Origin of the sequence: Acidovorax sp. K2F, from assembly GCF_025246485.1 — a bacterium.
Taxonomy (GTDB): Bacteria; Pseudomonadota; Gammaproteobacteria; order Burkholderiales; family Burkholderiaceae_C; genus Acidovorax; species Acidovorax delafieldii.
In genome coordinates, this window is the sequence record NZ_JAOBSQ010000050.1 from 62,480 (window position 1) to 84,251 (window position 21,772).

Annotated in this window: 18 protein-coding genes; 10 read left to right on the top strand and 8 right to left on the bottom strand. The window is 66.5% G+C overall.

Annotated features, from left to right (window positions below; translation table 11 throughout):
• Nucleotides 1–117 precede the first annotated feature (117 nt).
• The 6 genes from N4G42_RS18730 (at nucleotide 118) to kynA (ending at nucleotide 5,686) form a co-directional block, all read left to right on the top strand.
• Nucleotides 118–783 (top strand): response regulator transcription factor, encoded by a 666-nt coding sequence (locus N4G42_RS18730; RefSeq protein WP_056067070.1) that lies wholly within the window; start codon nucleotides 118–120, stop codon nucleotides 781–783.
• A 5-nt stretch (nucleotides 784–788) separates the two neighbouring features.
• Nucleotides 789–2,201, top strand: coding sequence for a HAMP domain-containing sensor histidine kinase (locus tag N4G42_RS18735; RefSeq protein WP_260668247.1), 1,413 nt, complete (start codon nucleotides 789–791; stop codon nucleotides 2,199–2,201).
• A gap of 32 nt (nucleotides 2,202–2,233) precedes the next feature.
• On the top strand, nucleotides 2,234–2,593 hold the full coding sequence (locus tag N4G42_RS18740; RefSeq protein WP_260668248.1) for a YkgJ family cysteine cluster protein: 360 nt from the start codon (nucleotides 2,234–2,236) through the stop codon (nucleotides 2,591–2,593).
• 123 nt (nucleotides 2,594–2,716) lie between these two features.
• Entirely contained in the window at nucleotides 2,717–3,373 is a 657-nt protein-coding gene (kynB, locus tag N4G42_RS18745) for an arylformamidase (protein WP_260668249.1), read from the top strand.
• Nucleotides 3,374–3,469: 96 nt separating this feature from the next.
• On the top strand, nucleotides 3,470–4,780 hold the full coding sequence (gene kynU / locus N4G42_RS18750) for a kynureninase (protein WP_260668250.1): 1,311 nt from the start codon (nucleotides 3,470–3,472) through the stop codon (nucleotides 4,778–4,780).
• Between the two features lie 18 nt (nucleotides 4,781–4,798).
• Nucleotides 4,799–5,686, top strand: coding sequence for a tryptophan 2,3-dioxygenase (kynA, locus tag N4G42_RS18755; protein ID WP_260668251.1), 888 nt, complete (start codon nucleotides 4,799–4,801; stop codon nucleotides 5,684–5,686).
• Nucleotides 5,687–5,827: 141 nt separating this feature from the next.
• Here kynA and N4G42_RS18760 read toward each other — a convergent pair whose 3' ends face one another.
• Nucleotides 5,828–7,843, bottom strand: a complete 2,016-nt coding sequence (locus N4G42_RS18760; protein WP_260668253.1) for a beta-propeller domain-containing protein — start codon at nucleotides 7,841–7,843, stop codon at nucleotides 5,828–5,830.
• A gap of 190 nt (nucleotides 7,844–8,033) precedes the next feature.
• On the opposite strand from N4G42_RS18760, the gene N4G42_RS18765 reads away from it, so the two are divergent.
• A complete protein-coding gene (locus N4G42_RS18765; RefSeq protein ID WP_099730977.1) occupies nucleotides 8,034–8,861 on the top strand; it encodes a DUF6502 family protein in 828 nt (275 codons plus the stop codon).
• Nucleotides 8,845–9,378: a hypothetical protein gene (locus N4G42_RS18770; protein ID WP_260668255.1), complete on the top strand. Its 534-nt coding sequence runs from the start codon at nucleotides 8,845–8,847 to the stop codon at nucleotides 9,376–9,378. Before N4G42_RS18765 ends, N4G42_RS18770 begins: the two co-directional genes overlap by 17 nt.
• 95 nt (nucleotides 9,379–9,473) lie before the next feature.
• Here N4G42_RS18770 and N4G42_RS18775 read toward each other — a convergent pair whose 3' ends face one another.
• Nucleotides 9,474–9,836, bottom strand: a complete 363-nt coding sequence (locus N4G42_RS18775) for an MliC family protein (protein WP_099730979.1) — start codon at nucleotides 9,834–9,836, stop codon at nucleotides 9,474–9,476.
• Between the two features lie 674 nt (nucleotides 9,837–10,510).
• Here N4G42_RS18775 and N4G42_RS18780 point away from each other — a divergent pair.
• Nucleotides 10,511–11,689, top strand: coding sequence for a nitrate/nitrite transporter (locus N4G42_RS18780; RefSeq protein ID WP_260668264.1), 1,179 nt, complete (start codon nucleotides 10,511–10,513; stop codon nucleotides 11,687–11,689).
• Here N4G42_RS18780 and N4G42_RS18785 read toward each other — a convergent pair.
• A complete protein-coding gene (locus N4G42_RS18785; protein WP_260668256.1) occupies nucleotides 11,661–12,143 on the bottom strand; it encodes a hypothetical protein in 483 nt (160 codons plus the stop codon). The two genes, N4G42_RS18780 and N4G42_RS18785, sit on opposite strands and share 29 nt — an antisense overlap.
• A gap of 93 nt (nucleotides 12,144–12,236) precedes the next feature.
• Between N4G42_RS18785 and N4G42_RS18790 the strand changes: the two genes are divergently transcribed.
• The gene (locus tag N4G42_RS18790) at nucleotides 12,237–12,623 is read left to right on the top strand and encodes a MerR family transcriptional regulator (RefSeq protein ID WP_260668257.1); all 387 of its coding nucleotides are present in this window, start codon (nucleotides 12,237–12,239) and stop codon (nucleotides 12,621–12,623) included.
• A 98-nt stretch (nucleotides 12,624–12,721) separates the two neighbouring features.
• Here the strand turns inward: N4G42_RS18790 and N4G42_RS18795 are convergent, their stop codons facing one another.
• From N4G42_RS18795 to N4G42_RS18815, 5 genes are all read right to left on the bottom strand, one after another.
• Nucleotides 12,722–14,353: a SpoVR family protein gene (locus tag N4G42_RS18795; RefSeq protein WP_260668259.1), complete on the bottom strand. Its 1,632-nt coding sequence runs from the start codon at nucleotides 14,351–14,353 to the stop codon at nucleotides 12,722–12,724.
• Complete coding sequence (locus N4G42_RS18800; RefSeq protein WP_260668260.1) at nucleotides 14,350–15,618, bottom strand: YeaH/YhbH family protein; 1,269 nt, start codon at nucleotides 15,616–15,618, stop codon at nucleotides 14,350–14,352. Before N4G42_RS18800 ends, N4G42_RS18795 begins: the two co-directional genes overlap by 4 nt.
• Before the next feature lie 47 nt (nucleotides 15,619–15,665).
• Nucleotides 15,666–17,588 carry a PrkA family serine protein kinase gene (locus N4G42_RS18805; protein WP_015015409.1) on the bottom strand — a complete coding sequence of 641 codons (1,923 nt, stop codon included), beginning with the start codon at nucleotides 17,586–17,588 and terminating at the stop codon, nucleotides 15,666–15,668.
• A 316-nt stretch (nucleotides 17,589–17,904) separates the two neighbouring features.
• Nucleotides 17,905–19,116 (bottom strand): FAD-dependent monooxygenase, encoded by a 1,212-nt coding sequence (locus N4G42_RS18810; protein ID WP_260668261.1) that lies wholly within the window; start codon nucleotides 19,114–19,116, stop codon nucleotides 17,905–17,907.
• A 49-nt stretch (nucleotides 19,117–19,165) separates the two neighbouring features.
• Complete coding sequence (locus tag N4G42_RS18815) at nucleotides 19,166–21,679, bottom strand: putative bifunctional diguanylate cyclase/phosphodiesterase (protein ID WP_260668262.1); 2,514 nt, start codon at nucleotides 21,677–21,679, stop codon at nucleotides 19,166–19,168.
• Between the last annotated feature and the right edge of the window lie 93 nt (nucleotides 21,680–21,772).

The following is a 21,772-nucleotide window of genomic DNA, read 5'->3' on the forward strand; positions in this document are numbered from 1 at the left end:
CCCCCCCATGTGTTGAGCCATTGAATGCGCCCATTGTGCAAAGTCCCGCCTTAAGGCCAGCCAAAGGTGGCGGCTGCGGCACTGCGCAACGGCCATCACTCCCGCCACAATCGCCCCATGCACATCCTGCTCATCGAAGACGACCTGGATCTGGGCCGCGCGCTGCAGTCCGCGCTGAAGGTGGAGGGGCTGACCAGTGAGTGGCTGCGCCGCGCTGTGGACGCCCCAGCCACCGTCGATGCCACCACCGTCGACTGTGTGCTGCTGGACCTCACACTGCCCGATGGCAGTGGCTTTGACCTGCTGGCGCGCTGGCGCAACCAGAGCGGGCACAGCGGGCAGGTGCCCGTCATCGTGATCACGGCGCGCTCGGCCGTGGAGGACCGGCTGGCGGGCCTGGACGGCGGGGCGGACGACTTTGTGATCAAGCCCTTTGCCACGGCCGAACTGATGTCGCGCATCCGCGCCGTGCTGCGCCGCAGCGCGCGCCAGGCCAGCGAGCGCTGGGTGCTGGGCGAGCTGGTGATCGAGCCCCGGCGTCATGCCGTGCAGCGCGCCGGGCTTCCGCTGGAGCTGTCGCCGCGCGAGTTTCAGCTGCTGCTGGAACTGGCGCGCGAACCCGGTGTGGTGGTGTCCAAAAGCGTGTTGTCGCAGCGGCTGGACCCGCTGGGCGAGCCCATGGACTTTGCCGCCATCGAAGTGCATGTGTCCAACCTGCGGCGCAAGATCGGAGCAGAGCTGATCCGAACCGTGCGCGGCGTGGGCTACCTGTTGCAAGCATGACCACGATGAAGCACGCGTTGCGCAGCGCATGGGCCTGGCTGGCCGAACCCACGCTGATGCGCCGCAGCGTGGCCTCGGTGCTGGTGGCGTTTGTGGTGGTGTGGGCGGTACTGCTGGGCTACAACTTCGTCAACTACAAACACACCATCACCCGGGACCCGGGCCTGATGAAGTACGGCGACGCGGTGCTGGACTCGCTGGCCCAGGTTATCGATCCTGCACACGCCGCCACGGCCGTGGCGGCCACCGACCACTGGACCAACGTCCGCCGCCGCCAGATCGGGCTGCTGCCCGGGGTGCAGATGCACGAGCTGCTCGATGCGGCATCTGGCCAGCGTGTGTTTGCCTCGCCGGGGCTGCAGAACGTGGCCTTGCCGCCCGCCACGCCCCGCGCAGAGCCATTCATAGAGGAAGCCGCCCTGCAGGGCCGGTCGTTCCGCATCTACACCGGTCGCAATGCGCGCTGGGTACTGCGGGTGTTCGAGACCAAGCGCACGGACTCCAACTTCCTGCAGTCCAACGGCCGCGCCCTGCTGCCCTACCTGCTGCTGGCGTCACCCTTTGTGCTGCTGGCGGTGTGGCTCTCGGTACGTCACGGCCTGCGGCCGCTGCAGCAACTGGCCAGCCGCATTGCGCAGCGCGGACAGGACGACCTCCAATCGGTGGGTTTCAACGCCCGCCACGGCGAACTCAAGCCCCTGGAGCAGTCGCTGGACCACCTCTTCGCACAGCTGCGACACAAGGTGGAGCGCGAGCGCGCCTTTGTGCAGGACGCCGCGCACGAGATCCGCACGCCGCTGGCCGTGATCACTGCACAGGCCCACGTGATGGCCCGCTCGCCCAGCGAGGAGGAACGCACGCAGGCCCAGGCCCACCTGGAGCAGGCCATCGCCCGCACCTCGCACCTGGCCCAGCAACTGCTGGACCTGGCCGCGCTGGACGACGCACAGCGCCCCGCACCGCGCGACCTGGACGTGGCGCAATGGCTGCGCGGCGCGCTGGCGCAGGCTGCGCCGCAGGCCATCGCGCGTCAGATCGAGCTGTCGCTGGACGCGCCCGACACCTTGCCCGCGCGGCTCGACCAGCCTGCGTTCGAATCCATCGCCCACAACCTCATCGACAACGCGCTGCGCTACACGCCCGATGGCGGCAACGTGGCGGTGACGCTGCGGCGCGGGGGGGTGGCGCTGCAGCTGTCGGTGCAGGACGACGGGCCCGGCATCCCGGCCACAGAGCAGCAGCGGGTGTTCGAGCGCTTCTACCGGGGCACGGGCCATGCCGCCAACGGCTCAGGTCTGGGCCTGGCCATCGTGCGGCAGGCGGTGCTGCGCATGGGCGGGCAGGTGCAGATGGGCGCGGGCCTGAACGGTCGGGGCGTGGGCTTTTTCGTTAGCATTGCCCTCCCGCACAGCGCCTGACGGCCCCGCCGCAGGCCCACCGCCCGCCCCGAATGTCCGACGACGCGACCACGATGACCACCGCCGATTCCACCCACCCGTGCCTGAGCTGTGGCGCCTGCTGCGCCAGCTTTCGCGTGGACTTTGCTGTGTACGAGATGCAGGCAATGGGTGGCACGGTGCCCGACGGTCTGGCCCTGGATGTGAACGGCAGCACCTGCCGCATGCGGGGCACGGAGCAGGTACCCATCCGCTGCGTTGCGCTCACCGGCCAGGTGGGCCAGCAGGTGGCCTGCAGCATCTACGAACTGCGCCCCGCGCCCTGCCGCGAGTTCTCGGCGGGCGACTACGCCTGCCACAAGGCGCGTGCGCGGCACGGGCTTGCGCCGCTGGCGGAAGGCGCCATCTTGTGAGGTGACACGCTCCAGCAGCCGGGCTACTGCCGCATCAAAATAGTTTAGGCTTCAACAAAAAATCTGAGCGATGTTGGAAATAACCGACACCACGGGTTTTTCGGGACATGCAAACTTTGTCCCATGTCAACGCCTTCCTCCCCCACCGCCCGCCGGCTCTGGGACATCTCGCCGCCCGTGCATGCGGGTAGCCCCGTATTCCCCGGCGACACGGCCTACAGCCAGCAGTGGTGCGCCACCATCGGCCCGGGCTGCCCGGTCAACGTGAGCGCGATCACCATGTCGCCCCACGTCGGCGCCCACGCCGATGCGCCGCTGCACTATGACGCGCAGGGCGCCACCATCGGTGACGTTTCGCTCGACGCGTTTCTGGGCCCCTGCCGCGTGATCCACGCCATCGGCTGCGGCCCGCTCGTCACCTGGGAACACATTGCCCACGCGGTAAACAGCCCCCTGCCCCAGCGCGTGCTGGTGCGCACCTATGAACACATGCCCGTGGACCGCTGGGACGGCCAGCTGGCCGCCTATGCGCCCGGCACCATCGAGCGCCTGGCCGACCTGGGCGTGCTGCTGGTGGGCATCGACACCGCCAGCATCGACCCGGCCGACAGCAAGACACTGGAGAGCCACCAGGTCATCCGCCGCCGGGGCCTGCGCGTGCTCGAAAACCTGGTGCTCGACGCCGTGCCCGAGGGCGACTACGAACTCATTGCCCTGCCGCTCAAGCTGACCACGGCCGATGCATCGCCCGTGCGCGCGGTGCTGCGGGCGCTGGATTAGCGCGATACACAGAATTTCAAGCATTTTTGGCTGGAAGCGCTAGTACAACATGCGCCGACAGCTATCAATAGCATAGCAACTATCTCCGCAACTCCCATGTCCATCACCCTTCAAGACTGCCGCACCCGCGACGCCCAAGACCCGCTGCGCGCCCTGCGCGACCACTTTGCCCTGCCCGCAGGCGTGATCTACCTCGACGGCAATTCGCTGGGCGTGGCCCCCAAGGCCGCTGCCGCGCGCGTGGCCGATGTGGTCACCCGCGAATGGGGCACAGACCTCATCAAATCGTGGAACACCGCCAGCTGGTTTGACCTGCCCCAGCGCCTGGGCAACCAACTCGCCCCGCTGATCGGCGCGGGCCAGGATGAAGTGGTGTGCACCGACAGCACCTCCATCAACCTCTACAAGGTGCTGAGCGCGGCACTCAACATCGCGCGCGAAGACAGCCCCGCGCGCAAGCGCATCGTGAGCGAGCGCAGCAACTTCCCCACCGACCTCTACATTGCCGAAGGCCTGTGCAAGGAGCGCGGCCTGGAGCTGGTGCTGGTAGAGCCCGAAGAGATCACCGCAGCACTCACCAGCGACGTGGCTGTGCTGATGCTCACGCACGTGAACTACCGCACCGGCGCCATGCACGACATGGCCACCATCACCGCCGCCGCGCACGCCCAGGGCATTTTGTGCGTCTGGGACCTGGCGCACAGCGCGGGCGCGGTGCCGGTCGATCTGAACGGCGCAGGCGCGGATTTCTCGATTGGCTGCGGCTATAAGTATTTGAACGGCGGCCCCGGCGCCCCGGCGTTTGTGTGGGTGCACCCGCGCCATGCCAGCCGCTTCTGGCAACCGCTGTCCGGCTGGTGGGGCCACGCCGCACCGTTTGCCTTCACCCCTGATTACCATCCCGCGCCGGGCATCACGCGCTACCTGTGTGGCACGCAGCCCATCATCAGTTTGTCGGCCCTGCAATGCGGTCTGGATGTGTTCACCGCCGCGCAAAGCCTGGGCGGCATGGCCGCGCTGCGCGCCAAGTCGCTGGCGCTCACTGATCTGTTCATCCAGCTGGTGGAAGAGCGCTGCGCAGGCCACGGCCTGGGCCTGGCCACGCCGCGTGACCATGCCCAGCGCGGCTCGCAGGTGTGCCTGACGCGCGACGAAGGCGCGGGCGTGGGCGGCCAGGGCAGCGGCGCCTATGCCATCGTGCAGGCGCTGATTGCGCGCGGCGTGATTGGCGACTTCCGCAAGGGCGACGGCGGCACAGGCCGCCACAAGGACATCCTGCGGTTTGGCTTCACGCCGCTGTACCTGGGCTTTGAAGACGTGTGGAACGCTGTGGAGCACTTGCGCCAGGTGCTGGAGAGCGGCGAGTGGCAGAAGGCCGAGTTCAATCAGACGCACGCCGTCACCTGATCGGAAAGGCAAACCACCATGTGTCCTTTCTCCCAAACCCCTGCCGACGGCAACAACCCGGCGTCTGCCGCCCTGCCCGAATCCATCGTGCACGAGGAGCGCGCCCAGCTCGACTTCAGCAAGTCCATGAGCTACGGCGACTACCTGCAGCTCGACGCCATCCTCACCGCGCAAAAGCCGCTGTCGCCCGCGCACGACGAGATGCTGTTCATCGTGCAGCACCAGACCAGCGAGCTGTGGATGAAGCTCATGCTGCACGAGCTGCGGGCGGCCATCGGCCACATTGCGCGCGATGAGCTGCCGCCCGCATTCAAGATGCTGGCGCGCGTGAGCAAGATCATGGAGCAGCTGGTGCACGCCTGGGACGTGCTGGCCACCATGACGCCACCCGAGTACAGCGCCATGCGCCCGTACCTGGGCCAGTCCAGCGGGTTCCAAAGTTACCAGTACCGCTGCATCGAGTTTTCGATGGGCAACAAGAACCGGGCCATGCTCAAGCCCCACGAGCACCGCGCTGACCTGCTCGCCCAGGTGCAGGCGGCGTACGAGGCGCCGTCGCTGTACGACGAGGCCCTGCGCCTGATGGCCCGGCGTGGCCTGGCCGTGCCCACCAGCCACACCGAGCGCGACTGGACACAGCCCTATGTGGAAAACGATGCGGTGGAGCAGGCCTGGCTCACCGTGTACCGCAACCCGGATAAGCACTGGGACCTGTACCAGCTGGGCGAGGAGCTGACCGACCTGGAAGACGCGTTCCGCCTCTGGCGATTCCGCCACGTGACCACGGTGGAGCGCGTGATCGGCTTCAAGCGCGGCACGGGCGGCACGGGCGGGGTGAGCTACTTGCGCAAGATGCTGGACGTGGTGCTGTTCCCGGAGATCTGGAAGCTGCGCACGGATCTGTGAGCAATTCAAGCTGCCCCAAAAAAAACAGGCCTGTTCACCACCCTGGTGAACAGGCCTTCTAACTGCTGCCTGCGCCCAACGATAAAGCGTTAGCAGCTATCGTTTTTATAGTTCTCTCCCTGATTCGCAATCGGCGGCGTTTCAGTCCCCGGCCCTGGTGAACACCTGCCCGCCCGAGAGCTGGTAGGCCACGTTGTCCACCTGCAGGCTGCGCTCGTTGGCAATGTCAAAGCGGCTGTACAGCCCGGGCGTATCGCCGTTCAAGATGGCGGTAGACACCACCATGGAGCGCTGGGCCAGCGCGCCGGTGGTGGTGTTCACCTCCAGCCGCAAGGCACCCTGGTAGCCACGCACGGGAGGTGGCGTGCCTACGCCCGTGGGCGCTTGGTAAACGCGTGCAGGGAACGCTATGCGCACCTTTCCCTCCACCGCCTGCAGGTTGAGCACGGGGCGGGTGCTGTCGAGCGTGGTGATACTGCCCCGGCCGCCCGCCGTCTGCGCGGCCAGCCGCTTGCCCTGCGCTGCATTGCGCACATCGAACACCGCGAGCTGGATGCCATCGGCAACGCCGCCCAGGGCGCTGTCCTTGCCCACGCCCAGCAGCAGTCCGTTCGGAAGCGGAACCAGGTGGTCGGCATAGCCGCCCGCAGCCAGCTCGCCTGCCACCGTAGGGTTCGCAGGGTTGGCAAGGTCCAGTACCCACACGGGTTCGGTGTTGGTAAAGGGTGTGGCATAGGCCCGGGCGCCTGCAAAGAACAGGTTGTCGATCTGCTGGTCGCCCCGCGCCGTGCGCAGCCGAATGGGCAGCTTGGCCTGCGGGCCCAGATAGCTGTCCCGACCGCTGTCGCGCAGCACGGTCAGCAGCGCGGGGGAGGCCTGCTGGGCCTGGATGGTCACCGGCGGCATGCCGCTCTGGCCCGTCTTGCCGGTGAAGGTCAGCACGCGCAGATCGTTCTGGTATTCGTTCAGGCGCGATGGCAGGCGGCGCAGGTCCCAGCCCAGGTGGCCGTCCACGCTGCCCGATGCGTCGTAGTCCACCTGCGCGCCCCGGAAGCTGAACTTGTGGATGTCGGTGCGGCTGTCGGCGGGGAACACAGCGTTGGCAACGTCACCGCCATAGCGGTACTGCCGCGAGCTGGCGACATACACGCTGCGCGCGCCCAGGTGCACCGCTTCGCTGCCGCCCGCAAAGCAGCGGCTGGTGCGCGCCAGGTTGGACGAGGTGAGGTCGATGGCCGTGATGGACGTGAGCTGCAGCGACAGCGAGGCATTGCCCGTCTGCACCAGGCAGTCGGCCTCGTTGACCAGCGGTTGCGACTGGCCGCCATCCACGCGCAGGGTGGGGATCAGCGCGGCGGTGTTGAGGTCCTTGAGTGCCGCGTCCACCGCCGATGCCGTGGCCCCCGCCGGCACGTTGAAGCGCGTAAGGTCAGGCGACCAGGTGGTGACCAGGTACAGCATGTTGCCGATCAGGCGACTGCCCACCAGCAGGCCATCGATGCGCATCTGCTTGAGCTGCGCGGGCGCAATGTCCTTGTGGATGGCAAACAGGTCCAGCGACAGCGTGCGGCTGTACTCCGGCAACACGGTGATGCTGGCGTCGGCCGCAGCCACCACGGGCTGGCGGTCGGCATACGGGTCTTGCTGCGACAGCACGGCAGCGCGCGTACCACCGCCCGCCACATAAAAGCCCTGGGGGATGAACTTGGCGTCCAGCGTGGCGCTGCCCATGCTGGACAGGCTGCCATCGGCCGCGCGGGCCATGGCGGCCAGGCGCGGCGGCTCGCGGCCGGTGTCGGTGGCGTAGGCGCGGTGCAGGCCATACAGCATGTTGCCCTCGGCCTTGATGAGGGCGTCTTCCTCCACCACCGCGCCCGCCAGTGGCGCGCCGGTGTGGGTGACCACGCTGCCCGCGCTGCTCAAGCCCCCCACGGTGGGCACAGTGATGGCCGTGCCCGGATAGCCCAACGCCACCCGCTGCGCAATCTTGGCCTTGAAGTAGGCCACCAGATCGCCGGAGCGCGCCACCTGCAGCCGCGCCTCGTTGGGGGTCTGCGGGTTGCCGCCGTCCCCGCCACCGCAGCCGGCCACGAATGCAGCGGTGGCTACGGCCAGCCATGCGGGCGACGCTTTGGATATGCCCGCCAATGTGTTCATCAACCCTCGGTTCTTCATGTGATTGTTCTCCCTGTGAATGCGGATACCCGCGGCGCGGCGTCGGCTTCGGCCCACACCACACCACACCACACCGCAGATAAGTGGGATAATATCCCACATAATTTCAAACCGTCAACCAGATGACAATCACAGACTGACCCTGACACCCGCCGCGCCTCGGCCTTCTTTCATGCCCTCCCGCTCCGCCATCGTTCTGGCCTCTGCCCTGCACGTGCTGCGCCCTCTGGCGCGCCTGCTGCTGCGCAATGGCGTGGCCTACCCCGCGTTTGCCGCGGCCATGAAGAAAGTGTTTCTGGACGCCGCGCATGACGAGCTGCAGCGCACAGGGAAGAAGACCACCGACAGCGCGGTGAGCCTGATGTCGGGCGTGCACCGGCGCGATGTGCGCAACCTTGGCCGTCTGGCCGAGCCCGCTGCTGAGGAAGAAGCGGGCGAAACCCCGTTGAACATGGCAAGCCAGGTGGCCGCGCGCTGGCTGAGCCAGACGGATTGCCTGGACGACGAGGGCCAACCCCGCCCCCTGCCCCGCAGCGGCGAGCCCCCGCACTTCGATGGCCTGGTGGCCAGCATCAGCAGCGATGTGCGGCCCCGCGCGGTGCTTGACGAACTGGTGCGTCTGGGCATGGCCGAGGAAGGTGAGGATGGACTCATCCGCCTGCTGGCCGCCGGCTTTGTGCCGCGCCAGGGCTTTGCCGAGATGGCACAGCTGATGCAGGACAACCTGCACGACCATTTGGCGGCTGCCAGTCTCAACCTGGAGGGCGAGCACAACTACCTGGAGCAGGCCGTGTTTGTGGACCAGCTCAGCGAAGAATCAGCCCACCGCCTGCACGTCGTGGCCGCCAAGGCCTGGCGCCAGGCCTTCAAGACCGTGATGACCGAGGCCCAGGCCCGCTACGACCACGACCAGCAAAACACCCCGCCCGGCGAGCGCAACCGGCGCGCCCGCTTTGGCAGCTACTTCTATGCCGCAGACCAAGATGAACGTCCTTCCTGAACTCTGGGCCCGGATGGCCCTGCTCACGGCCCGACGGCTGGTGGCTGTCACCACCCTGCTGGTGCTGGCCGCCTGCGGTCCCGGCACCGGTGGCACGGGCACCGGCCCGATCAACGGCGCGGTTTATTTTTCGGGCGCGGGCTTCACGGTGGGAGCCCCCTGCGCTCTGCATTGCGGTGGCACGGACCTGCTGTTGGAAAACGAGCGGGTGGAACTCAACATCACCTGCCAGCGCTTTGTGTTCACCGGCCCGTGGGAGATCGATGCACAGGGCCTGGCACTCTTGAAGGGCACCCTGGAAACCACGGAATTTTCCAACGGGGGCGAAGCCCAAACCCGCACTGTGGCCGCCGAGATGCAACTGCAGTTCAGCGACACCCGCGCCGACAGCAGCCGCGAGGTGGTCGTTACCGTGCGGGACGCACAGGGCAACCTGCTGGTCGCCCCCCGCACGCTGGAGCAGCGCCCTGCTTCTGCAGTAGCCGCCCCCGGGTCCTGCACGCCCGAGGCGCGCTGAAACGACACAGGGCCTGTGCAGACAGGCTGCACAGGCCCTGAAAAACCAGAAATCCGAACCAGCCCCGAACAGGCCGGTGACAAAGAGGGGTGAGGTTACTGGACGCCCGCCACCATCATGCCGCGGTTGCTGCGGCACCAGATCGGTGCCAGGTGTCCAATCTGGATCGTCAGTTCATTGCCCTTGCCCAGCACCGTGGTGGGGCCGTTGCTGTATGCGTAGCCGCTGTCGGCAGCCTGCTTGGGTAGCTCCACCGTCCAGCCGCTGCGGCGCATCACGCTGCGGCCTTGATCGGGGTAGAACTGCATCTCCACTTTTTCACCGTTGCCGCAGGCGTATTGCATGCTGCTGCCATCGGTCGGTGCGCTGAACGCCTGCATCGCGGGGGGCTGGCTTGCGCAGCCCGACAACAAGAGGGTAGCCAACGCACCCGAACCCAGCAAAACCATCGTCTTCATCGGTCACTCCTGACATCGCGGCGCCATCTGACGACGCCCGACAACTTCCATCCAACGGCTTGTGGCCACCGGCCACCGGGACCCATTCAAAGCCCCATGGTGATCACCCAAGCACAAACCTTGCCACTCACCACTGCCTGCACCATCCTGATTGCGAGAGACCGAAACTTGCGATTCCAGAGCCGTGACCAACACCCGGTGCAGCGCATGGACACAAGAGTGCCCCAGGCCCCCGGCACCGTCATTGGGGTGATCCCCACATCGAGAGCCTCCTCTAAAGTCTGCCCGCGCCCTGTGGCGCCCTCATGACGGCCCCAGCCCCCTGCAAACGGGGCAGGATTGGAATCACCGAAGAGCCCAATCAGCGGTAGAAACATCTGATTACAAGCACCCACACCCCAAAATCCGCAGCATCCGACGCGTTTGGTCGGTTATGGACGGGAGGGACTGGGACATACCCTAGGAGCCTGCCTGTACGGCTGCGCCGCCCACCGGGCCGGCTCCCCACCGTCCATGTGTGACAGCAGCGTCCGTGCTCAGCGGATAACCTCGCGGGGCCCAGTCGCCGGCAGAGACCCCCTCTCGACCGCAACGGGCATCCGCTCTGGAGACCTGCCCCCGTGCCCACCCCCTTGCCAGCCACCCCTCTCCTCGCCCCCCGCACTGCCTGGGCCATGCTGCTGGCGCTGGTGGCGGGCTTTGCGCTGAGCCAGGCGTTTCGCACCATCACGGCCATCATGGCGACGGGCTTGCGGGCCGAGTTCGGTCTGTCGGCGCAGGCGCTGGGGGTGTTTGCCGGGGCGTTTGCGTTTGCCTTTGGCACCATGCAGCTGTTCATGGGCATTGGCATCGACCTGTATGGCGTGCGGCGCACGCTGCTGGCGGCGTTTCCGCTGACCATTGCGGGCGCGGTGCTGTCGGCACTGGCGCCGGGCTATGGCACCGTGCTGCTGGGGCAGGTGCTGATCGGTGTGGGCTGCGCACCCGCATTTTTGGTGTGCACGGTGTTCATCGCACGCTACTTTCCGGCCTCGCGGTTTGCCATGGTGTCGGGAGTGGCCATGGGGGTGGGCGGACTGGGCATGCTGTTCACCGGCACGCCGCTGGCCTGGCTGGTGCAGCAGTCGTCCTGGCGCATGGGGTTTGGCGTGCTGGCGGGCCTGGCGGCGCTGGCCTGGCTGCTGATCTTCTGGAAGGTGCATGAACCCGCACAACCCATCGACGAGGCCGCTCCGCGCGAATCGGTGCTGCAGGCGGTGCGCGGCTTCGGCGCGCTGTTCCTGCTGCCGCACACCGCCGGCATCATGCTGCTGGCGCTGATGACCTATGCCTCGTTCCTCACGCTGCGCGGACTGTGGCTGGGCCCACTGTTGATCGAGCGGCACGGCTATTCGCTGGTGGCCAGCGGCAATGTGGCCATGCTGTCGTCGCTGGTGTCACTGTTCAGCCCAGCCCTTTTTGGTCGGCTGGACCCTGGCCCCACGCGGCGCAGGCGCTGGCTGCTGGGCTTTACCGTCCTGCTGGCGGCCTTGTTTGCGGCCATGGGCTTTCTGCATGCCGAATGGCTGGACGTGGGCGGCTCCGTGGCCGTGGGCCTGCTGTCCGGCTACATGGTGCTGCAGTATTCGGACGTGCGCTCGGCCTACGCCCCTGCGGTCACGGGGCGGGCCATGGCGGTGTTCACGATGGCGCTGTTCCTGGGCGTGGCGCTGATGCAGTGGGTGACGGGCGTGGCGGCCTCCATCGCCGCCGCACAGGGTGCAGACCCGTACGTGGCGGTGATGCTGACCATCGCGGCCATGCTGGTGGTGGGTGCACTGGCCTTCAGGCTGCTGCCCGCGCCCGCCCATTGACCAGCTCATTCACCCGCGCGGGGTCAGGCGGGCACAGCGCCGCGCTGGCACCTGCTACACGCCACCATTGCAGCACGCCAAACAACAACTCGAAGGCGGTGAAACCCAGCACGATGGCATTGGCGCCGTATGCCACCGCGTAGATCTGCCAGGCCGCAAACAGAAACCGCGCCACGCCATCCAGTCGCCCCAGCAGCACCGTGGGCGCCACGATGCGCGCCACCGACCACACCACCACCACCGAGCCCAGCAGGTTGGCCAGCAGCATGTGCGTGGTGTCCAAGGGGTGCAAGGTGCCAGGCAATGCGAGCGCCTGGGCCAGCAGGTTCAGCTGGGTGTAGAGCCAGGCAAAGGTCCAGGGCAAGGCAAACGGCCAGGTGACGAGCAGGTCGTACCAGCCGCTGGCGCGCACGATGCGCAGATAACGGCCGGAAGCGAAAGCGGGGATGTGCATGACAGGAAACCTCTGTGAATGGATCAATGAGGCCCCGAGCTTCCACCTTGAAGTACGCTTCAGGGTCAAGCACTTTGTGAGGGGAACGGGATCATGCTGATCGGTGAACTGGCCACGGCCTCGGGCCTGAGCCGCGAGGCGCTGCGCTTTTATGAACAGCAGGGCCTGATTCGCGCGCGGCGCCTGGACAACGGTTACCGGGACTACCCGCCCGAGGTGGTGACGCTGGTGCAGTACATCCGCACTGCGCAGCAGCTGGGCTTTACCCTGGCGGAGATCGGCGACCGGCTGCCCGCCATCTGGGACGCCGCCGAGCCCGGCCCCGCATTGGCGCAGGTGCTGGCCGCCAAGCTGCAGGAGATTGACGACCGCATTGCCGCCCTGCAGACCCTGCGCCAGACGTTGGCCGAGCGTGTGGCCACCGACTGCCCGCTGCAGGCCCGGGCGCCACGGGCCAAGGCCTCTTCGCCCGCTTTTTGAGCCAAATCGGGCGGTAGCGCTAGTACATCATGCACTGGCAGCTATCAAAAACAGAGCAATCTTCCCTCAACCGCCGCGCAGGTGCCAGCGCAGCCCGGTCAGGTGGCTGAGGCGGGCACCTGGTGCAGCAGCACCGGGTGGTTGCCATCGGCGTCCGCACTCTCGATCTGCACCCCAAAGCCCCACAGCCGCGCCACGTGCTTGAGCACCTCCTGCGTGTCGTCGGCCAGCGGGCGGCCCTGGTACTGGGTGTGGCGCAGGGTCAGGCTGCGGTCGCCGCGCAGGTTCACGTTCCACACCTGGATGTTGGGCTCGCGCGTGCCCAGGTCGTACTGCTGCGACAGCATCTGGCGCAGGCTGCGGTAGCCGTTTTCGTCGTGGATCTCGCTGACCACCAGATCGCGCTCGCCAGCGTCGTCATGCAGCGCAAACAGGCGCATCTCGCGCATCAGGTGCGGGCTGAGGTACTGGCCGATGAAGCTCTCGTCCTTGAAGTTGCGCATGGCATGGTCGAGCGCAGGCAGCCAGGGGGTGCCTGCGATGTCGGGGAACCAGTGCCGGTCCTCCTCGGTGGGGTGCTGGCAGATGCGCTGAATGTCGCGGTACATGGCAAACCCCAGCGCGTAGGGGTTGATGCCGCTATAGGCACGGTGCCCCACGGGTGGCTGGTAGACCACGTTGGTGTGCGAGCCCAGCCATTCGATCATCACGCCATCACTCAGATACCCCTCGTCGTACAGCGTGTTGAGCAGCGTGTAGTGCCAGAACGTGGCCCAGCCTTCGTTCATGACCTGGGTCTGGCGCTGGGGGTAGAAATATTGGGCGATCTTGCGCACGATGCGCACGATCTCGCGCTGCCAGGGCTCCAGCAGGGGCGCGTTTTTTTCGATGAAGTACAGGATGTTCTCTTGCGGCTCCCTGGGGAAGCGGTCTGCCTCTTGCGCCGCACCTTCCTTGCCGGGGCGCGTGGGCAGGGTGCGCCACAGCTCGTTCACCTGCTGCTGGGCGTAGGCCTCGCGCTGCGCGCGTTCAAGCCGCTCGCGCGCCAGGTTCTTCTTGGACGGGCGGCGGTAGCGGTCCACGCCAAAGTTGGCCAGGGCATGGCAGGAGTCGAGCAGGCGCTCCACTTCACTCGTGCCGTAGCGCTCCTCACACTGGGCCACATAGTCCTTGGCATACACCAGGTAGTCGATGATGCTGGACGCATCGGTCCACATGCGAAACAGGTAGTTGCCCTTGAAGAAGCTGTTGTGGCCATAGGCGGCATGCGCAATCACCAGCGCCTGCATGGCGGTGGTGTTCTCCTCCATCAGGTAGCTGATGCAGGGGTTGGAGTTGATGACGATCTCGTATGCCAGGCCCATGTGCCCGCGCCGGTAGCGCCGTTCGGTGGCCAGAAACTCCTTGCCGTAGCTCCAGCGCCGGTAGTTCACCGGCATGCCCACGCTGGAGTAGGCGTCCATCATCTGTTCGGCGGTGATGATCTCCAGCTGGTTGGGGTAGGTGTCAAGACCAAAGCGCTCGGCCGTGGCGGCAATGGCCGCGTGGTAGCGCTCGATCAGCTCGAACGTCCAGTCGCTCGGGTCGGGCAACGGCTCGGCCGGCCGCGCGCCTGCAGGCAGGGGCTGGCCGGGCACGGCACGGTGGCGGCGCTCGCCCACGGCAGCGGCCTTCCAGGGGTTGTCGCTGAGGCGGCGCTCCAGCACGGGGTACTGCACAACGCTGTTCATGCGGCCACCCCCTCTTTCTTGAAGAGATCGCGGAATACCGGGTAGATGTCACCGGGTGCGGAGACCTTGCGCATCGCAAAGTGGGAGTACAGCGGCGCGAGCTGGCTGTACTCGTCCCACAGGTTCTGTTCTTCCTCGGCCACCTGCACATAGGCAAAGTAGCGCACCAGCGGCAGGATCTTGTCCACCAGCAGGTTGCGGCAGACGCCGCTGTCGTTGGTGAAGTTGTCACCGTCGCTGGCCTGGGCCACGTAAATGTTCCAGTCGCCCTGCGGGTAGCGCGCACGGATGATCTGGTCCAGCAGCACCAGCGCGCTGCTCACCACCGTGCCGCCGCTTTCGGTGGAATGGAAGAACTGCTCCTCGCTCACCTCGGCCGCCTGGGTGTGGTGGCGGATGAACACGATGTCGATGGTCTCGTAGTGCCGTGTGAGGAACAGGTACAGCAGGATGAAGAACCGCTTGGCCAGGTCCTTGCGCGTCTCGTCCATGGAGCCCGACACATCCATCACGCAGAACATCACCGCCTGGCTGCTGGGCACGGGCACCGGCGTGCGCGCACGAAAGCGCAGGTCGATGGGGTCGAGGTACGGAATCTTGCCGATGCGCGCCGCGAGCGCATCGATGCGGCGCTGCAACTCAGCCACCGCCTCACTGGTGCCGTCGTCCTGCGCCAGCAGGGCGTCCAGTTCGGCCTGCAGCGCCAGCAGCTCGCGGTGCGCCGACTTGCCCAGTGCAATGCGCCGGCCCAAAGCGCCGCGCATGGTGCGCAGCACGGCCAGGTTGTTGGGGATGCCGTCCTGGCTGTAGCCCGCGCGGCGCGACTTCCACTGCGGGTTCTCGCCAATATGGGTGCGCAGCAGGTGCGGCAGTGCGAGGTCTTCAAAAAAGAGCTGCATGAACTCTTCCTTGGTCAGCGTGAAGGTGAAGTCGTCTTCGCCCTCGCCGCTGTCACTGGCCTGCGAGCCGCGCCCGCCCGCCCCGCCCTGGGGCCGCTCGATGCGGTCGCCACGCACATGCTCTGCATTGCCGGGGTGCACGGTGTCGCGGATGCCGCCCTGACCGTGGTGGAATACGGGCTCGCTGATGTCCTTGCGCGGGATGGTGATGCTCTCGGCCTGCTCCATGTCGCGGATGCCGCGCTGCGAGACGGCACGGCGCACCGCATCCGCGATCTGTTCCTTGTAGCGGCGAACAAATCGCTCGCGGTTGCCCACCGACTTGTTCTTGCCAGCGAGCCTGCGGTCGATGATTTGCAATGCCATCCGTTGCTCCCGTTCCCCATGCAGGGCCTGTGGCCCAGGCACCGCCCCTAGCTACTCTTGCGCACGCGCAGATACCACTCGCACAGCAGCCGCACCTGCTTGGGCGTGTAGCCCTTGTTCACCATGCGGGTGACGAAGTCCTCGTGCTTGCGGGCCTCTTCGGCGCTGGCCTTGGCGTTGAAGCTGATCACCGGCAGCAGCTCTTCGGTGTTGGAGAACATCTTCTTCTCGATCACCAGCCGCAGTTTTTCGTAGCTGGTCCAGCTCGGGTTCTTGCCCTGGTTGTTGGCGCGCGCCCGCAGCACAAAGTTGACGATCTCGTTGCGGAAGTCCTTGGGGTTGGCGATGCCTGCGGGCTTCTCGATCTTCTCCAGCTCGGCGTTGAGCGCGCTGCGGTCGAACACCTCGCCGGTGTCGGTGTCGCGGTACTCGTTGTCCTGGATCCAGTAGTCGGCGTAGGTGACGTAGCGGTCGAAGATGTTCTGACCGTATTCGCTGTAGCTTTCCAGGTAGGCCGTCTGGATCTCCTTGCCGATGAACTCGGCGTAGCGCGGCGACAGGAACTCCTTGATGTAGCCGGTGTACTTGGTCTCCAGATCGGTGGCGAACTGCTCGCGCTCGATCTGCTGCTCCAGCACATACATCAGGTGCACTGGGTTGGCGGCCACCTCGGCGCTGTCGAAGTTGAACACCTTGGACAAAATCTTGAACGCAAAGCGGGTGGAGATGCCCGTCATGCCCTCGTCCACGCCCGCGTAGTCGCGGTACTCCTGGTAGCTCTTGGCGCGCGGGTCGGTGTCCTTGAGGCTCTCGCCGTCGTACACCTGCATCTTGCTGAAGATGCTGGAGTTCTCGGGCTCTTTCAGGCGCGTGAGGATGGCGAACTGGGCCATCATCTTGAGCGTACCGGGCGCACACACGGCGTTGCCCAGCGACGATTCGCGGATGAGCTTTTCGTAGATGCGGATCTCCTCGCTCACGCGCAGGCAGTATGGCACCTTGACGATGTAGATGCGGTCGAGAAACGCCTCGTTGTTCTTGTTGTTGCGAAACGCCTTCCACTCGCTTTCGTTGCTGTGGGCCAGCACCACGCCATCAAACGGAATCGCCCCAAAACCTTCGGTGCCCTTGTAGTTGCCCTCCTGCGTGGCCGTGAGCAACGGATGCAGTACCTTGATGGGCGCCTTGAACATTTCCACGAATTCGAGCAGCCCCTGGTTGGCCAGACACAAGCCGCCGCTGTAGCTGTAGGCGTCGGTATCGTCCTGTGCAAAGGTTTCGAGCTTGCGGATGTCCACCTTGCCCACCAGGCTGGAGATGTCCTGGTTGTTCTCGTCGCCCGGCTCGGTCTTGGCAATGCCCACCTGCTTGAGCACGCTGGGGTAGCGCTTGACCACCCGGAACTGGCGGATGTCACCGCCGTACTCTTCCAGCCGCTTCACCGCCCAAGGCGACAGCACGCGCTGCAGGTAGCGGCGCGGAATGCCGAACTGCTCCTCCAGCACCGGGCCGTCTTCTGCGGCGTCGAACAGACCCAGCGGTGATTCGTTGACCGGCGAGCCCTTGAGCGCATAGAACGGCACCTTCTGCATCAGCGCCTTGAGGCGCTCTGCAATGGAGCTTTTGCCACCGCCCACAGGGCCCAGCAGGTAGAGGATCTGCTTGCGTTCCTCCAACCCCTGCGCGGCATGGCGGAAGAAGCTCACCACCTGCTCGATGGACTCCTCCATGCCGTAGAACTCGGTGAATGCGGGGTAACGCTTGATGACCTTGTTGGCAAAGAGCCGCGACAGGCGCGGGTCGTTGCGCGTGTCCACCATCTCGGGCTCGCCAATCGCTGCCAGCATGCGCTGGGCCGATGTGGCATAGGCCATGGGGTCACGCTTGCACTCGGCGAGGTACTCGTCGATCGACATTTCCTCTTCGCGGCTACGGGCATAGCGCGCGGCGAAGTTGCTGATGGCATCCATACGACCTCCTGTAGCGGCACCCCTGGCGGGCTCAGGTGGTGCCACGGTGTTGCATTGGCAATCGCTACCGGCTTGGCTCTTTGTAGCACCACGACCTGCGCTTGAACAGCAAATTCGCGGGTGTGTGGCCGGCCTTTTTGTGGCATTGCACACACAGGGATAGAGCGTGGCACACTGCGCAAAGTTCACCCTGCAAAACGCGCTCGCGGGTTGCACCGGATAGGGAATGTCCTGACAACTGGAATGTCCGGTTGATACCGCATGCATGGGCCATGCGCCAACGGCTTATCCGCAGTGCGCCCCCCCACGCCAACCGTCACAACGAACTGGCGCTGGAGCCGTCGCCCCGGTACAACCAGGGCACATCCAGCAGGCGCTCGCCCAGCAGGCGCAGCGACAGGTCCCGCCCCCAGCGCACCGGCCCCGTGGCGTGGAAGATGCGACCATTGCGTGTCGACCGTGCCTGCACCCGCGCGTTGCGCTGCCAGCGGTTGAGCGCATAGCGGCGCAGACGCAGCGGCACATCGAGGTCGTGCATGGCCAAAGCACGCTGCAACTCGGCCGCGTCTTCAATCGCCATGCCCGCGCCCTGGGCCAGGTAAGGCCGCATGGGGTGCGCGGCATCGCCCAGCAGGCCCACCAGGCCTTGTGCCATCTCATCGGCGCTGCGCACCGGCGGGCGGTCACACAAGGGCCACAGGCGCCAGCCCGCCCCACCTGCGGCACTCACGCTGCGCACCACGTCCTGCAGCGCGGTGCAGGTGCCTTGCAGTGCGTGCTCCAGGCCTGCGGCATTGGCGGCGTGGTCCCAGTTCTCCAGGTCTTGCGGTGCGGGCCCTTGCACAATGACCACCAGGTTTTGCAGCTCGCCCCGACGCACGGGGTACTGCACCGCGTGCAGGCGTGGGCCCAGCCAGGCGGTGACCTGCGCCGTGCGCAAGGTATCGGGCAGCGCATGCTGCGGCACCAGTGCGCGGTAGGCCAGGTGCCCCGTCACGCGTGGCGGTACCGCGCCCAGAAGCTGGGTGCGCGTGCGGCTCCACAGGCCATCGGCACCGATCAGGGCATCGCCCTCAACCTGCTTGCCCCGGCTGGTGCGCACGGTGACCACGCCGTCGGCATCGGCAAAGCTGTCGATCGCATGCTCCAGATGCCATTGCGTGTCGGTGTACTTGGTCACGGCGGACAGCAACAGGCCATGCAGGTCCGCTCGGTGAATGGTGGCGTAGGCCGCGCCATAGCGCTCCACCGCCGTGGGCCCCAGGGGCAACACGGCCAGCTCTTGGCCGCTGACGGCGTTGCGCACCTGCAACCGGCTGGGGAAGGCAGCCACCGCCTGCAGCGGCTGCTGCAGACCCCAGGCCTGCAAGCGGCGCACCACGTTGGGCCCGATCTGCACGCCCGCACCCACTTCGCTGAACGCAGCAGCGCGCTCGTACAGCCGCACCTCCCACCCGGCCCGGGATGCGCCCAACGCAGCAGCCAAGCCGCCAATGCCGCCACCGGCGACCAACACCTGTTTTTTCATGGCGCGATTGTGAACTGCGCGCGCCGACGGACCTTTGCCTTAGCGCAGGTCATAGCGCAGGCCGTAGCGCACGCTCCAGCACTTCGGCGGGCATGGGCCGGCCAAACAGGTAGCCCTGAAAGGCCTTGCAGCCGTAGCGCTGCAAGAACTCCAGCTGGCCCGTGGTCTCCACGCCCTCAGCCACCACCGCCAGGTCCAGGCTGTCGGCCAAGGCCAGGATGGTGCGCACAATGGCGGCGTCGTTGGGATCGGTCTGCAGGTCGCGCACAAAGCCCTGGTCGATCTTGAGCTGGTCGAGCGGCAAGCGCTTGAGGTAGCTCAGGCTGGAATAGCCGGTGCCAAAGTCGTCCAGCGAGAAGCCTACGCCGTAGCGGCGCAGATGCTCCATGCGCGCAATCACATCTTCCACATCGGCCATCAAGAGGCTCTCGGTGAGTTCGAGCTTGAGGCGCTCCGGGTTGGCGCCTGTGGCATCGAGCACGCCCAGCACTTGCTCCACAAAGTCGGGCTGGCGGAACTGCCGCACGCTCACGTTCACCGACAGGAAGAACTGTCGCGTGAGCGAGCTGCGCTGCCAAGCCACCAGCTGTGCACAGGCCGTCTCCATCACCCATTGCCCCAACGGCAGGATGAGTCCGGTCTGCTCCGCCAGCGGTATGAATTCGGCGGGTGAGACCATGCCCCGGCGCGGGTGGCGCCAGCGCACCAGGGCCTCGGCACCCTGCAGGCGGCCCTTGCCGTCCACCACCGGCTGGTAGTACAGCACCAGCTCCTTGTCTTGCAGGCCGCGGCGCAGGTCGGCCTCCAGGGCCGAGCGGTTGCTCACGGCCGCTTGCATGTCGGGGTCGAAGAAGCGCTGGGTGTTGCGCCCCGCCGCCTTGGCCTGGTACATGGCCAAGTCGGCATGTTTGAGCAGCTCATCCACGCTCACGGTCTGCTGGCCAAACAGCGCGATGCCTATGCTGGGTGTGCTGTGGTGGCTGGCATCGCCCAGCGCATAGGGCTTGCCCAGCGTGGTGATGATGTGGCTGGCCACCAGCGCAGCCTCGGCGCTTGCGTGGGAGGGGTCGGGGCTGAGGCCCTCCACCAGCACCACGAACTCGTCGCCACCAAAACGGGCCACGGTGTCGGACTCCCGAACGCAGCCCTTCAGGCGCTGCGCCACCTGCAGCAGCAATTGGTCGCCGGTGTCATGGCCCAGCGTATCGTTGAGGTCCTTGAAGTTGTCAAGGTCAATGAACAGCAGCGCGCCCTGGGTGTCAGAGCGCGCAACCGCCAGCGTGGCGTGTTGCAGCCGGTCCACCAGCAAGCGGCGGTTGGGCAGACCGGTCAGCGAGTCATAGAACGCCAGGCGTTCGATCTGGCTCTCGACCTGCTTGCGTTCGGTGATGTCGCGGCCCACGCCCCGGTAGCCACGCAGCGCGCCGTTGGCATCAAACACCGGCACGCCGCTGACCGAGATCCAGTGCATGCTGCCGTCCGCGCGCCGGCGTTGCAGCTCCAGGTCACGGAACGGCTGGTGCGCGGCCAGCACCGCGCGGTGCGCAGCCCAGTCGGCATCGGTCATGTTCAGGGCGCCGATCTCCCAGCGCGTGCGCCCCATCACGTCCGACAGCGGGATGCCGTTCACGCTCAGGTCGCCCGCCAGTTGCACAAAGCGGCCCTCGGCATCGTGCTCCCAGTACCAGTCGGACGACAGGTCGCTCAGGGACCGGAAGCGCGCCTCGCTCTCGCGCAGCTCGTTCTCCACACGCACGTAGTCGCTCACATCGGCAAACGTACGCACCAGGCTGCCATCGGCCAGCGTGGTGGTGCGGACCTCGAACGTACGGCCATCGCGTGTGGTGCGCCAGTACAGCGCCGGGGCCGCAGCGACAGCACCCTGGGCCACATAGTCGTGTCCACGCCGGTCCACCAGGCTATAGCCCTCGCCAAAGTCACCGCGCTCAGCCTGCACGCGCGTCAGGTCAGCCAGCGTGGGGCGGGTGGCCATCAGTGACTCGGGCAAGTTCAGCAGCTCCAGCACGCGCTCGTTGTAGACGGTGATGCGGCCATCGGGCCCGGTCTTGAAGATGCCCTGGCTCATGCTGGCCAGCGTGGCCTGCAGGGCCGAGCGCTGCTCCTGCAGCATGGTCAGAGCCTCTTGCCAGATGCGGGCATCCACCATGCGCACGGGCTGGCCCTGCCCCTTGGCGCCTTGCACCAGCGCCACCAGGCGGTTGAGCAGCTCGCTCAGGTGCGCTACGCCATCGGCCTCGCGCAGCACATAGTCGCCCAGCCCGCAGCGAAAGGCGCGCGCAGCCAGGGCCTCTTGCGCTGCATCGATGCACATCAGCACCGGGCGGCCAGCGCACAGCTCCAGCAGGCCGGGCAGTTCCTGGTCGGTGGGCTTGAGGCACAGCACCACGGCATCCCAGGCCTGGCTGGCGAGGGGAGCCTTGGCAGTTTCTGGCGTGGGGCTGTTGACCACCCGCCAGTCGGGGTAACGCGTTGCCATGAGCCGCCGCGCGGCCGCCGCATGCTGGGTGTCAATGTCCACCCACAGGATGCCCACACCGTTCATGGCTGCGGCTCCTTCGGTGCGGGCAGAGAGGTCGGCAGCGAGGGGGCTGAATGGCCCGGCAGATGCTCACGCTCGAACAACTCGACGGGCCCA